This is a genomic window from Anaerostipes caccae L1-92 (assembly GCF_014467075.1).
Taxonomy (GTDB): Bacteria; Bacillota; Clostridia; order Lachnospirales; family Lachnospiraceae; genus Anaerostipes; species Anaerostipes caccae.
Window position 1 is genome coordinate 2,762,304 of the sequence record NZ_AP023027.1, and the last position, 13,852, is coordinate 2,776,155.

Genomic DNA, 13,852 nt, shown 5'->3' on the forward strand with positions numbered 1-13,852 from the left:
TTTTATGAGCGTAAAAGCAGACAAACGACGGCATTCCCCTATCCGCTGGATCTTTATCTTACTTTTCCTGATCGTTGTTCTGATTGGCGTGATCCTCGGGGTTTCCTACACGAAACTGGGCAAGATCAACTCCACACCAATGAATCAGAGCAAGCTGGTCACGGTCCATGAGGATGCCAATATGAAAGATTACACCAATATTGCCTTGTTCGGCATTGATTCTCAGACTGGAAGTATGTCGGACCGGGGCAACCGTTCTGATTCCATTATCGTTGTCAGCATCAATAATCAGACAAAAGAAATCAAGATGCTGTCTATCTACCGTGATACTTATGTGAGTGTCAACGGCCACTACACTAAGATCAATGCGGCGTATTCCATGGGAGGTCCCGAACTCGCTGTCAGTACCATCAACCGAAACCTGGATTTGAATATCACCCAGTATGCGACCGTAAACTTCAAAATTCTTGCGGACATCGTAGATGCCATCGGTGGAATAGAAGTAAAAGTCGATTCCTCGATATTAAAAAATCTGAACAGCTATATCGGTGACATGAACCGTTTAAACGGAGGCTACTCCCCCAAAATAAAAACCGGCGGATTGCATACACTGGATGGGAACCAGGCCGTCGCATATTCAAGAATCCGCTATACCGCAGGAGGAGATCTTGCCCGTGCCGGACGGCAGCGTGAAGTTCTTCAGAAGATCTTTGCCAAAGGCAAAAAAAATCCATTTGGCCTGATGGGTGCCATGGATAAGATTCTCCCACAGATCAAAACCAATATGGACCAGAAAGAACTGTTCTCTATGCTCTTATCGATCTTCCGGTATGACATTAAGGGTCAGAAAGGATTCCCGTTTGATCAGAAGGAATACAAATATCTCGGAGTATGGTATGGCTTCCCAACCACTCTGAAAGAAAATGCTGTCCGGGTACATCAATACCTGTTTGACACTGAAAATTATCAGGTCAGCGATGAACTGGGACGGATTAACCAGAAGATCATAAATGTAATCGGATATTAAAAAGAGGGTATTTCAAAGCTGCGCTGTGGCTTATGAAATACCCTCTTTGATTTTTATTTTTTCAATACCATCTTGTCATCGGCAGTTCATTATTTATCCCATTGGTAAATAAAAGCTGATGCAGATCAATAATACCATTCTGAAAGGTTGACGCACAGGCACAAAGATACAAATCCCACATCCTGGCAAATGTCTCTCCGAACCGTTCTTCGATCTCTCTTCTGTGCTCATTAAAATTCTTATCCCAGCACAGCAGCGTTTTATTATAATGCCTCCTCAGGCTTTCTGCGTCGAGTAAATAAAAGCGATACTTGGCGCTCAGACTGGTGATCTCCCGCAGACTCGGTATCACACCTCCCGGGAAAATATATTTCTTCATCCATGGATCTCCCGGATGTTCTTCCAGTGCACTGATAAAATGCAGGAGAAATACCCCTCCCGGCTTCATCGCCCTTTTGATACACTGGAAAAACAATTCATAATGATCCCGGCCCACATGTTCCAGCATACCCACGCTGACAACCCGGTCAAACTTTTTCCCGTACCCAGCAAGATCACGATAATCCATCAGTTCAGCATGCAGGTAATCCTCAAGTCCTTCTTCCCTGATCCTTTTTTCAAATCCCTGCTGTTGTTCTCTGCTCAGCGTAATCCCTGTGCCCCTGATTTTATATTTCTTTGCGGCCTCTATGAGAAGATATCCCCAGCCGCATCCAATGTCTAAAAGCTCCATACCTTCCTTCAGATAAAGCTTTTTCAGTATCCTCTGTGTCTTCTTTTTCTGTGCATCAAAAAGCGTATCCTGCTCATTCTCAAAATATCCGCAGGAATAGTTTAAAGTCTCATCCAGCCAGAGACTGTAAAAGTCGTTTCCCAAATCATAATGCGATGAGACGTCTTCTTTCTGCTTTCTTCTCCCCAGAGACGGAAACATGAGTTTCCTTAATACTCTGGTATCCACAGAAAAGTTCCCCATCTGACCGAGAAAATAGTACAGGGCCTGATACAGATCCCCGTCGATCTCTAAATCGCCCCGCATATAGGCCTCTCCCAGTGCCAGCGATGTACTTGTAATCATCTCTTTCAGATCCGGTTCTTTTTTGAAAATGATAGAGAATCTGGGATTTCCATGTCCGATTGTATACTCTTCTTCTCTGATTCTGACAAGAAACGGAGTCTCATCAAATCTGTCCAAAAAACGGAGAATTGCTTTTTCTTCCAGCTTCATATACTCTGCCACACCCTTTCTAACATCATATCCAGAGTATTGACAGATTTACAGCTTTTAAACGGTGGATGTCAAATCAGGAATATCGATTGTTCCAACGTATCTTCCGACTCTCTTATATTCCAGAGAATTGGTGATCAATTCATCATCAATGGTGCCGTTTAATGATCTCAGAAACTGGACGCCGTGTCTCTTAAAATAACGTCCTATGTATAAATATCCGGACCGAAGAAACATCCATATCTCTCCGTGCTTCGGCAGACGTCCATCCAGGTATTGAAAACCCAGAACTGAATTTCTGCAGAACTTCGGTTCCAGATTACTTGTACGCACCCATACGAAAAATGTACATTCCCTTGTAAGCGGATTCTGTTCCACCCATACATCATGTACTTTCTGACTCCCATAGTCGGCCAGTCCATCCTCCACGCTGGTAAATTCAAAACACTTCATAGATTTTTTACCTGACGATGTCAGAGAAACCATTCTGTCATATTCCAAATTGATCACATATTTGATATATTCTTTTTGATGCGCCGGCAGCCGCTTGAACTTCTGAATATAATCCTCGTAACTGTATGGCACCATCGGCTCCCTGCCGGAAAACTCATCCAGAGAACAATTTAAGGAGGACGCCACTTCTTCCATCGTATTATATCTGGGATTAGGTGTGATGCCGCATACAATTTTTGATAAAGTTCCGATCGGAATCCTGCTGGCTGTAGACAGGTCTTCCACAGTAAAATTTTTTGACTGCATAATTTCCTTCAGTTTTTTATAATTCATCCGCTTAACCTTCCAAATATGGAATAAATCCATTGCTCCACAAGTTGACAATATTCCTCATTATTCTCTATAATGAACATGATTACATAATCTAAGGAATCAACATTATCTTTATGAGGGGAGTATATCATGCAAAACGAAAATCTTCAATTGGTACTGTCAGATGATACAATTTTACAAATTTCGGTCATCCATTCAAAGGATAGGGCACCTATATCTGACACCACATCTCACGTGATTCACATTAATCAGCTGTTAAATCAGACAGTTTCCGGAACCCAGCACCTGGACCTCTCCGGAAAGATCAGCAAGCTTTTAAAACAGCTGGGCATCACCCCGAATCTGAAAGGCTACCTCTACCTGAGACAGGCAATTGAAATAGGAGTGCGGGATCCTTCGGTTTTTGACGGCATCACAAAACGTCTGTATCCGCATATTGCAGAGCAGAATCACACTACGTCGACCAGTGTAGAGAGGACGATCCGCCATGCCATCGACACTGTATGGAGCAAGGGAAACAAAGAATTATTCTGGAGCATAACTCAGACATGCACACTGGAACGTCCTACAAACAGTCAGTTTATCATTCAGCTTGCGGAATACTTTACAGAATATTAAACTGCTTTTCTTTCCATTAAGAGAACTGTTCGTCAAAACAGCCTGTATCCTTTTAATACATCAGGATACAGGCTGTCTTTATTCGTCATCACTCCAGGCTTCCCGGAATCTTTTCTCATATTCTTCCGCAAGCATCCGGCGAAAGTCAGGATGCGCGATCCGGATCAGCTTCCTGGCCCGGTTTCTTAAAGTCTCACCTTTTAATCTCGCCGTTCCATATTCCGTCACGATATAGTCTGCATCATACCTGGATGTCGTAACTGCCGCTCCCTCGCCGATCACCGGTACGATCTTTGATATCCTGCCTTCTGCCGCCGTAGACGGCATCGCCATGATGCTCTTTCCTCCCCGGCTCATATTGGCGCCCCTCACAAAGTCAACCTGGCCTCCCACCCCGCTGATCTGTCTCCTGCCCACCGAAGCCGAAACAACCTGTCCCATCAAATCCACCTGAACACAGGAATTGACAGATACCAGACGTTCATTTTGTGCAATGACATACGGATCATTTACATAATCCACCGGATGAAGCTCCACTGCCGGGTTGTTGTCCGCGAAGTCATACAGCTTTCTCGTGCCCATAAGAAAGGTAACGATGCTTTTTCCGGCATGAAGACTTTTTCTGCGGTTTGTGATCACCCCGGCCTCATAAAGTTCCACAATGCCGTCTGAGATCATTTCCGAATGAATTCCGAGATCTTTTTTCTCCTTCAGGAACCCAAGGACAGCATCCGGGATGGCTCCGATGCCAAGCTGCAGCGTGTCCCCGTCTTCGATCAGGGAGGCACAGTTTTTCCCAATCGCCCTCTCGACCTCTGAAATCCCTGCAGGCGGAAGTTCGATCAGAGGAGTATCTGCCTCCACAATATAATCTATGTCACTTATATGAATAAAACTGTCACCCAGCGTTCTGGGCATAGAGGGATTGATCTGTGCGATCACCAATTCCGCCTCCATAGCCGCCGGTTTAGAATAATCTACGGATATCCCGAAACTGCAGTAACCATGCTCATCCGGAGGCGAGAGGTTTAGAAACACTGCATCTACGGGGAGAGTTGTCCGGAAAAGCTCCGGGACTTCTGAAAAATAAACCGGTGTTACATCCGCCCTGCCCTCTTTTGCGGCCTTCCTCGTAGAAGCTCCCAGAAAAAAACTGTTATGGCGAAAATGTTTCTCCATCCCGGGTTCACAGTATTTTGCTGCTCCCATGGCAACCATATGGACGATTTCCACATTTTCAAAAAGGGCTCTGTTTCTCACAAGGGCATCCGAGAGGACCAGAGATTCCCCTGCCGCATGAGAAAAAACAATCCGCTGCCCTGACCTGATATGAGAAACCGCCTCATCCGCACTGACCAGCTTCTCCCTGTACTCCGCTTTCCACGGCTTGTCCTTCTTATCTCTCATCATATCTCCTCTTAAATATCTCTCTGATCTCCTCTTTTGTCAGTTCCACATAGTTATTCTTTAAGAGTCTCTGCTGATTCTGTACCGTGCTCTCTGTAAATTCTTCGATTTGTACTTCTGTCATGCCATAGTCTTTCAGCGGCCTGGTCTCCATAAAGTTTGACAAAAGCTCCCGGAGTCTTAGAAATGCCGAGTCCGCCTCCCATCCAAACACATCCGCGATGGTCTGTCTCAGCTTTCTGATCTTTCCTCCCGGTTTCTTTAATTCATATAGCTCCATCACATCCATAAAAAACTGGTAATTGGCTTCTCCGTGAGGTACATGGAATGCACCTCCAATCGAGTAAGACAGTGCGTGGACAGCGGCACATCCCGCGTTCCCGAACGCAATGCCAGCATAGTTGGAGGCCAGTATATAGCTTTTCAAATTATTTTTTCTTGCCTCTCTTCCAGACTCCGCCATATCATGGTAACCGGACAGAATCATTTCTATGGCTTTCCCGGAGAACAGCTCCGTAGCCGGAGATGCTTTCGGCGACAGAAAGGATTCCACTGCATGTATAAAAGCGTCGATTGAGCTGGTAAGAAACACCTTATAGGGCAGTCTTTCTAGAGTTTCCGGTATCAGGACCGCACAGTCCGCATAGCAGGCATCTGCTGCCAGGCCTTTTTTCGTATGTCTGGATTTTATTTCGGCGATAGCTACATTCGTGACCTCGCTTCCGGTGCCGCAGGTTGTGGGCACTGCGATCAGCTGTTTCTTTTTTACAGGCTCCTTTTCGCCGTCAAACAGCGGAGTGCTGCCGTCCGGCATATCCAATGCCAGTATTTTGCTGATATCCAGTATCGTTCCCCCTCCCAGTGCAAAGATCCGGTTATAATAATACTTCGACGTCTTCTCTTTTATCTGGTCGATCATCTCGTCGGATGGCTCTCCGTCTCCGAATTCCTCCTGAAAAATATAATTAGCGTTCACACCCAGCGGTTTCAGAAGCGGCTCATACAGATACCTGTTTGTCACTACCAGATCACTGTGGCCGATCTTAAATTCTTCCTGAAACTGTTTTACAGTGTCAAAATAAAATACCGTGGGCACCAGTCTCAATAACTGCATAAATTCTCCTTCCTATTCCCCCGCAGGAATTACCTGCGCTGTTCCGCTGATGACAACTTCATTGTCCTGGTTGACACAGGTTGTTTCCAGTGTTGCAAGCTCAAATGATTTCTTCCTCTCGATTTTCAGGACTTTGATCCTGGCAGTCACCCGGTCTCCGATCCTCACTGGCCTTTCAAAATTCAGCATCTGACTCAGGTACACGGTTCCCGGCCCCGGCAGGACACCGGCGATGGCCGCAGAGATAAAACCGGCTCCGATCATCCCATGGGCAATCCGCCCATGAAACCTGGTGCCTTTGGCATACTCTTCATCCAGATGCAGAGGGTTTTTGTCTCCTGATACTTCTGCAAATATTTTCACATCCCGCTCCGTTACATATTTATAAAAAAATCCCTCCTGTCCTACTTTGAGCATGTCCCCTCCTCTCTGCCTGACTCATGGAGCATGACACTGACCCTGTAATTCCCGGGTCTTGCGGCCTCCTCGAAGGCTTTCTGAATATCTTCCAGCGGATAACTGGCCTCGATCAGAGGCCTGACATCCACCACTCTCTGATTGAGCAGTCTGGCCGCTTCCAGAAAATCCTTTGTATCGCCCAAATATGTACCCAGAATCTCCATCCTTCGGTAATGGATGTCATTAGAACTAATCCCCAGCTCAGGGGCCGGATAAGCGGCTGCAAACATCAGCATCCGGCCGTCAAAATGTTTGAGTATGGCCGCCGCCTGTTCATTGGCTTTTGTGGCTCCGACGGCCACAATGACAGCATCTGCGCCCCGGCCTCCTGTCATCTGCTTCACTCTCTCCACCGGGTCTGCGGCGCCGGCATCGATCACCTCAAATCCCATGGCTTTGGCAGTTTTGATCTTCTTTTCCATCATTTCAGTGACGATCACTCTGGCACCGCACGCCCTGACTGCCTGGGCATTTAAAAGTCCCATAGTCCCAGCCCCGATGACTGCCACCGTATCCTGAGGGCTTACTCTGAGCTTTCCTATTCCCTTTGCTGCGGTTGCCAGAGGCTCTAAAAAAGCCGCCTCCCCGGGACTTAATTCCGGATTCATCTTCATTACTGCCGTAGCATTTCTTACCTGATATTCAGCAAATCCCATTCTTCCTTTATACCCGCCCTCATGAAGGTCATAGGAGCTCCGGATCACGCACTGGCTTTCTTCCCCTTTTCTGCAGTGTTCACATTCCCCGCAGTAGTTATTGGAGATGGCTACAAAATCCCCCGGCAGCAGCTCCACTACCTTGGCTCCGGTTTCCAGTATAACTCCCGCCCCCTCATGTCCGCCCGCCATAGGATAGCCCTGGTGTTCTCTCAGCCCCAGCCACTGTCCGTAATCAGCAGTACAAATATTGCAGGCCAGCTGTTTGATCAGTATCTGATGTTCTCCCAGTTTCGGCAGCTTCATTTCATGTACTTCAGCATGTCCCTTCGATGTCAGAACGCCGAACCTGAACGTTTTCACTGTATTTTTATCCATGATATTCCCTCCATCCCGGACATTTATGATAATCCGTGCTCCAAAGACATTTCCGGCAGTTTCTGCAGGATACGATCTCCCTTCCCTGTTTGATTTTTATTACCCATTCAGGGTCGCAGAGCAGCGCTCTTCCAAGGGCCACAAAATCCGCACATTCCTGTTCCAGCAAAAACATTCCCTGTTGTACCTGCCGGATTCCGCCCACAGCGATTACAGGACAGCTTACTCTCTGTTTCATCTGCATGGCGCCCCAAATACGGATATTGAAGGGAAATTCGTCAGGAGGATTCTCCATGGTCCTCTCATCCATAAAGCCCGTAGACCCGAAGCCTGTGGATACATGCAGGAAATCCATGCCGGCTTTTTCAAACGTCCCCGCCATAAATGCAGATGACTCCAGATCCGGCTCGTCAAATCCGAGGCGGACGGAAATGAGAAAATTCTCACCGCAGCTATGCCGGATGCCCTCCATGATATCAAGTACAACCCTCATTCTTCCTTCGATGTTTCCCCCGAACCGGTCTGTCCTGTGATTGACTGTCGGAGATAAAAATGCATTCAGAAAATAAGAATGAGCGCAGTGAAGCTCGACTCCGTCATATCCGGCAGCCCTGGCCCTGACAGCAGCCTCAATAAACTGCTGTTCTCTCAATAGGATTTCGTCTTCACTCATTTCGTCTGCCGTATATTCTCTTCCCCTGAGTGTCCCATGAAATGCGGACGGGGAGGCAGGCCTTCCCGATACTGTCCGTATGCCCGCATGGTGAAGCTGTGATAGTATCGGAACTTTAAACTTGTGTGCTGCGGACACCAGCATTCTGTGCCCCTCCATCTGATCCTCGTTCCATATACCTGTCTGATACTCAGAAAGCCTTCCGTCCTCTGCCACACAGGCTGCTTCCGCGATGATCATTCCGATCCCGCCCCTGGCTCTGGCCTCATAGTGGGAGATCAGCTCATCCGTGATTATTCCGTCCTTAACCCCATAGCCGAACGTCACCATGGGTGCCATTATAAAGGCAGATGCAATTGTCTTTCCCTTTATCACTGTTTGTTTCTGATACATCAGGTCCCTCCGTCCTGGCTAAAAACAGCCGTATACCTTTTTTGGGTTTTCAACAAAAATGGTCCGGATTTCATTCTCTGTAATCCCGCCCGACTCCTTAAGCCTCGGAATAAACTTGTTTAAAATATACTCAAGACCCGGTCCGCCGCCGTTGGCCCTGAAATAATTGCTCCTGCCAAAGTCCGCGCTGATCAGAAGCCTTTCCAAATAACCTTCTTCCATCAGATCCAAAATCATATCAATGTTAGTCTGGACCGGATAGCGGTAAACTCTTGCGATGTTGTCCACAGACAGGAAGCTTCCCATAGAAGCAATTTTCTTATATTCATAGGGATCCGGATTCCGGTCCATATGTCCGAGCACTACTCTGGAGAGATCCGCCTGGCAGCGGTCCAGAAGTCTCAGAATTTCTATCCCCATCATCCCTCCGTGATGAATCCAGATCGGGGCATTGGACTTCTGCTGTGCCCTGGCGGCAGCTCTCAGACACTTCTCTTCCCTCGGATGAATAAACCGGGGGGATACCGCACATTTTAACTGTCCTGCCCGGATCTCCGTTCCGTCCATACCTTCCTCTATCTCTCTTATAAACAGTTCTGCCAGTTCCTCTGTGCTGATATCATCAATAAAATCCGGGTTGTGGTCAAACAGATAAAATCCGGCGGTGGCAATCAGATGCACTCCGCTCTGCCTGCTTGCATAGACAAGCTTTTGCGGGTCTCTTCCGTAATCGGCAGCCGTTCCCTCCACAAGAGCAGAACCGCCGGCTTCGGCAAACAGGCGAAGTTCTCTTATAGAACCCTCTATATCCGTAATTGCCAGAGTGGGATCCTTCTCTGCTGTATACGGATTGCAGCAGACATGTTCATGCGTATAGGTAAACCCTATCTTTTCTGCGTCCACATCTCCCAGGACAGTTCTCACGCAATTCATAGTATCCGCCTCCCTTCTACCGGTTCCAAACTCTGACCAGCGACTGTTTTCGTACATAATTGAGCAGATCTTCCGCTATCATCTCAGATGCCCATTTTTTAGAATCTGTGCTGATCCCAGCCATATGCGGCGTCAGAAGAACGTTGTCCATCGTAAAAAACGGATGATTTTTCGGCGCCGGTTCATCCCACATGACATCCACCGCGGCAAACGCAATCTTTTTGTTCTCCAGAGCCTCGATCAGCGACCTCTGATCCACTACGGCAGCCCTGGACGAATTGATAAAATAGGCGTCCTCTCTCATGGCATTAAACCATTCATCATTGATCATGCCTTTCGTCTCCGGTGTCACACTCAAATGGACACTGACGAAATCACATGATGGCAGCATCCGGATCGGATCTTCATATTTTTTCGCGCATACCGCATCAAACGTCTCCTGGGGCTGAAATGGATCATAAGCAGCAACTTTCATCCCCATGCCGGAACAGATCTTCGCCACGTTCTGTCCGATATGGCCCAGCCCGATGATCCCCACTGTCCGGCCGTATACATCGATTCCCCACGGATAGGAGGATCTCGGATTCTCCCGGTCCTTAAACCGCCAGATCACGTCCTTTTTATCCGGCACATCGTAAATGTCTTTTTCATCTGCCAAAAATCTTCCGGACCAGAGACCGTGATAGGTAAAGGAAATTCTCTTGCAGATATCCAGCATCATTCCCACGGTATATTCCGCAACCGAATGTGCATTTCTTCCCGGCGCGTGGATGACCGGGATCCCCAGCTCTTTTGCAGTCTTCGTGTCAATATTGTTAGGCGTGGCCCTTCCGCAGCCGATCAGCTTTAACCCTTTTTCTTTGAGTTCCCTGATCACTCTTTCTGTCACCGGATCAGTATAAAACAGCACCGCCTCACAGCCAGAACATTCTTCTATGATCTCTTCCTCTGTGGGAAGGATATCCGTGGCCGTCCACGGAAGTATTTTCACATCACAGCAGGACTCCAGCTCTTTCAACTGTTCCGGCCAAAGTTCCATACTCACGGCAGCTTTTATTTTTTCCATGTTGTCTCCTCTCTCATTCCAATGCTTTTCCTTCGCTTCCAAACGTTTTCATGTATGTTTTTAAAATATGTTTATAGGCTTCTGCCCCCGCTGCCAGTGCCTGGTTGGCGTACACCGTCCGGTTTCCGGTATAGATAAGTTTTCCGTCATTGTCGAACAGCGGATCATTTTCCTCTTCAAACTTCCGCACCCCGATTAAGTATTCCGTGGAAAGATCCGTAGATAAATTGATCTTCTGTATTCCAAGGGTGATAGCCTTCTTCAGCTTTTCCTCTCCCGTATTAGAACCTCCGTGCAGCACGAGGGGCACGGATACTTCTCTGCTCAGCTCAGAGAGCAGCTCAAAGTTTAAAAGAGGTTTTCCCCTGTAAACTCCATGGGATGTTCCCACCGCCACAGCCAGGCAGTCCACCCCGGTTTCTTTCACAAAGCCAGCGGCCTCCTCTTTCCTGGTAAGCCCGCTGTCCCTTGTCTCTTCATACTCTGCCCCTTTTCCCACATGTCCAAGTTCTGCCTCCACCGTTACACCGACTGCATGAGCCGCACGGACAGCCTCTCTTACTGCTTTTACATTTTCTTCATAGGGAAGTGTGGATTTATCCAGCATGACAGAGGTAAAACCGCATCTCAGGGCACGCTGAACATCCTCATACTCTTTCCCGTGATCCAGATGCAGGGCTGCCGTTACCTCCGGGTATTTTTTCTCATACAACCGTACCGCCATGGCCAGCTCCTCCATCTGCACATAAGGCGTGCAGGCTATGATCACCGGAGCCTGCATTTCCGATGCGGCCGCAAAGCACGCTTCCACCGTTCTCCCCGTAAAAACATTTGCTGCAGCTACCGCATATTTCCCATCTTTTGCTCTCACGAGCAATTCCCTCATTGAAACTAACATGCCAAAACCTCCCTTTCTCTCCTTAAAGGAACGGGACCGCCCGGTCTCCCTGACAATCCCTTTCCAGCGAACTATATAGAAAATATTTTGGTATCTTGTATTGTCTTTCGTCTAGAACATTCCGGAGAAGAAGGAAACAATCTTATGTATGATGTATCCGACCCATTCCTGTCCTACACAAAATCCTGATATGGTAGTTCCGGCCTCAAACTTAAATCCTACGCCGGCAGCCATCTGTGTGATCAGCGGTGCCAGGTCTGTCGCAATCCACAGGCCGATGCAAAGTGTCAGCACCGCAGCAATCAAGGCCCTGAAAGAGTTTCTCTTTGTGCCGATGACAACACCGATCATCCAGTATGGAAGGGCAGTAAGGTCTGTAAACGGAAGAAATCTGTTTCCCGGAAGAATGATTGCCAGTCCGAGCACGATCGGCACAGTGATGATTCCCATAGTGATAACGTCCCTGTCTCCCAGAAGCATACAGTAATCCATAGCAATGTTGAACTTTCTTCCCGGAAATCTGGTATTCATAAAGTCTCTGGCTGCATCCGTGAGAGGAGCAAGGCCTTCCATCATGATGGAGACCATCCTCGGAAGCAGGAACATGGCAGCGGAAAGTCCGACTGCTACGACCAGAGCCGCATCCCATTTATATCCTGCGAGAAAACTCATGATACCTCCAAGCAAAAATCCCAAAATCATCGGTTCGCCGAAAAAAGAGATGCTTGACGGCAAATTTCCAAGGTTAAAAGAAATTTTGTTTAAACCGGGGATCTTATCAATGACCCAGTCCACGCCTCTGGCGAATAACAGCTGAAGCGGGAATCCCTGTGTGGAGAAGGTCAGACCGGCCATCTGTTCTCCTGCAAAGTCGGTGATCACCTGCTCCTGTCTCTCTCCTAAGATCGTATTGACCATCATAAACAATGTACCTACGACAATACCCAGAATGAAGTTCCCTGTGACAAAGTAAGATACAGTTCCGATCAGAATAAAGTGCCAGTAGTTGAAGATGTCTACATTCAGCGTGTGGGTGATCTTAATTGCCAGGCAGATCACATTGACTATAAGGAATGTCACGATGGATGCCAGCACAAAGGTTCCGCTTCCGAAAGCAATGCCCGAAGCCGCAGGCCATCCTACATCCGTGATATCCAGGGCCAGTCCCCAGTTTGCCTGCATGGCTTTTACAAGGCCTCCAAGATTGTCGCTTACCAGGCTGATTGCAAGACTTATGCCGGTAAATCCGATTCCTACCGTAAGTCCGGCTCTCAGCGCATTTTTTACCTTCATCCGGAAGACCACTCCCAGAAGAAAGATAACGATCGGCATAATCACAGATGCCCCAAGACCTAAAATCGTATTGATAACGCCCATATTCAATCCTCCTTTTCATTTGTTATGAAATACTTTTTAAATATTCTTCCATTTCATCAAAAAACTGATTTTTCCCAATACCCGTGAGCAGGGGAACCCCTGACATGACTTTAATCTCACCCACATTTCTCACAGATTCTAAGGAAGTGGTGGAAACAATAATGGTTGGTTTCACGTTGTCGATCAATCCTGACATCTCATTTACTCCGCAGGTCCTGACTTCAACATTCACTCCCCGGTCTGCCATCCCCTGCCGGATGGAAGTTGCCACATGAGAGGAAGTTGCAATTCCGCTGCCGCAGGCAGACAAAACCTTAAATACTTTTGCCATAATTTTTCTCCCTTCTTTCGATGTTTAAGTGTTTATTCCTATTTTTGTATGTTCTAAAATCTCTGCTATTTTCTCAGGTTCCTGCTCTTTCTCCAGCTGTTCCATCGCCTCCTTATCAGAGAAAATTGATATGATCTTCTGCAGCAGTTCCAGCTGCTGCTCTGTCTTCTGCAGTACCAGGTTAAAAATAAAACGAACGTCGACTGTGTTCTGATCATTCACCATTTCATGAAATTCTACCGGCCTTCTAAGCTTGGCAACGGCTATACACGGCTTTATCACGTGGTCAGGCTCCGTATGGGGCAGAGCCACCGCAAACGGTTTGGTACAAAGTCCGGTGGGGAATTTCCGTTCCCTTTCCAAAAGCATATCCAGATATCCTTCCTCCACATATCCTTCTTTCTTTAAATGTCCTGCCATCTGCCTTAAGGCATCCTGGAAATCCTTTGCATCGACATCACACAGAATCAGCTTCGGACAAATCAACTCTTTTAAATTCATATGCTTT

The 13,852-nt window shown here is 47.4% G+C and carries 15 protein-coding genes; 2 read left to right on the plus strand and 13 right to left on the minus strand.

The window, feature by feature from the left end; all coding sequences use genetic code 11:
- Positions 1 to 4 precede the first annotated feature (4 nt).
- Positions 5 to 1,027, plus strand: coding sequence for an LCP family protein (locus ANCC_RS13410; protein WP_006565672.1), 1,023 nt, complete (start codon positions 5 to 7; stop codon positions 1,025 to 1,027).
- Positions 1,028 to 1,088: 61 nt separating this feature from the next.
- Here the strand turns inward: ANCC_RS13410 and ANCC_RS13415 are convergent, their stop codons facing one another.
- A complete protein-coding gene (locus ANCC_RS13415) occupies positions 1,089 to 2,255 on the minus strand; it encodes an SAM-dependent methyltransferase (protein WP_006565673.1) in 1,167 nt (388 codons plus the stop codon).
- A 57-nt stretch (positions 2,256 to 2,312) separates the two neighbouring features.
- Positions 2,313 to 3,041 carry a helix-turn-helix domain-containing protein gene (locus ANCC_RS13420; protein WP_039946131.1) on the minus strand — a complete coding sequence of 243 codons (729 nt, stop codon included), beginning with the start codon at positions 3,039 to 3,041 and terminating at the stop codon, positions 2,313 to 2,315.
- A gap of 129 nt (positions 3,042 to 3,170) precedes the next feature.
- Here ANCC_RS13420 and ANCC_RS13425 point away from each other — a divergent pair, with 129 nt between their 5' ends.
- Positions 3,171 to 3,659, plus strand: a complete 489-nt coding sequence (locus ANCC_RS13425) for a sporulation initiation factor Spo0A C-terminal domain-containing protein (RefSeq protein ID WP_006565675.1) — start codon at positions 3,171 to 3,173, stop codon at positions 3,657 to 3,659.
- 78 nt (positions 3,660 to 3,737) lie between these two features.
- Here the strand turns inward: ANCC_RS13425 and ANCC_RS13430 are convergent, their stop codons facing one another.
- The 11 genes from ANCC_RS13430 to ANCC_RS13480 form a co-directional block, all read right to left on the minus strand.
- Complete coding sequence (locus ANCC_RS13430; RefSeq protein ID WP_039946135.1) at positions 3,738 to 5,066, minus strand: acetyl-CoA hydrolase/transferase family protein; 1,329 nt, start codon at positions 5,064 to 5,066, stop codon at positions 3,738 to 3,740.
- Positions 5,056 to 6,180: a 4-hydroxybutyrate dehydrogenase gene (locus ANCC_RS13435; protein ID WP_006565677.1), complete on the minus strand. Its 1,125-nt coding sequence runs from the start codon at positions 6,178 to 6,180 to the stop codon at positions 5,056 to 5,058. Before ANCC_RS13435 ends, ANCC_RS13430 begins: the two co-directional genes overlap by 11 nt.
- A 12-nt stretch (positions 6,181 to 6,192) precedes the next feature.
- Entirely contained in the window at positions 6,193 to 6,597 is a 405-nt protein-coding gene (locus tag ANCC_RS13440; RefSeq protein ID WP_006565678.1) for a MaoC family dehydratase, read from the minus strand.
- Complete coding sequence (locus ANCC_RS13445) at positions 6,585 to 7,673, minus strand: zinc-dependent alcohol dehydrogenase (protein ID WP_006565679.1); 1,089 nt, start codon at positions 7,671 to 7,673, stop codon at positions 6,585 to 6,587. The genes ANCC_RS13440 and ANCC_RS13445 overlap by 13 nt, the downstream gene beginning before the upstream one ends.
- Positions 7,666 to 8,739 (minus strand): NADH:flavin oxidoreductase, encoded by a 1,074-nt coding sequence (locus ANCC_RS13450; RefSeq protein ID WP_006565680.1) that lies wholly within the window; start codon positions 8,737 to 8,739, stop codon positions 7,666 to 7,668. Before ANCC_RS13450 ends, ANCC_RS13445 begins: the two co-directional genes overlap by 8 nt.
- Positions 8,740 to 8,757: 18 nt before the next feature.
- Positions 8,758 to 9,672: a phosphotriesterase family protein gene (locus ANCC_RS13455; protein WP_006565681.1), complete on the minus strand. Its 915-nt coding sequence runs from the start codon at positions 9,670 to 9,672 to the stop codon at positions 8,758 to 8,760.
- Positions 9,673 to 9,688: 16 nt separating this feature from the next.
- Positions 9,689 to 10,738, minus strand: a complete 1,050-nt coding sequence (locus ANCC_RS13460) for a 2-hydroxyacid dehydrogenase (protein WP_050754269.1) — start codon at positions 10,736 to 10,738, stop codon at positions 9,689 to 9,691.
- A gap of 13 nt (positions 10,739 to 10,751) precedes the next feature.
- On the minus strand, positions 10,752 to 11,636 hold the full coding sequence (locus ANCC_RS13465; RefSeq protein WP_039946141.1) for a class II fructose-bisphosphate aldolase: 885 nt from the start codon (positions 11,634 to 11,636) through the stop codon (positions 10,752 to 10,754).
- Between the two features lie 111 nt (positions 11,637 to 11,747).
- On the minus strand, positions 11,748 to 13,013 hold the full coding sequence (locus ANCC_RS13470; RefSeq protein ID WP_006565684.1) for a PTS transporter subunit IIC: 1,266 nt from the start codon (positions 13,011 to 13,013) through the stop codon (positions 11,748 to 11,750).
- 22 nt (positions 13,014 to 13,035) lie between these two features.
- Complete coding sequence (locus tag ANCC_RS13475) at positions 13,036 to 13,344, minus strand: PTS sugar transporter subunit IIB (RefSeq protein ID WP_006565685.1); 309 nt, start codon at positions 13,342 to 13,344, stop codon at positions 13,036 to 13,038.
- Between the two features lie 24 nt (positions 13,345 to 13,368).
- The gene (locus tag ANCC_RS13480) at positions 13,369 to 13,845 is read right to left on the minus strand and encodes a PTS sugar transporter subunit IIA (protein WP_006565686.1); all 477 of its coding nucleotides are present in this window, start codon (positions 13,843 to 13,845) and stop codon (positions 13,369 to 13,371) included.
- Positions 13,846 to 13,852: the final 7 nt, after the last annotated feature.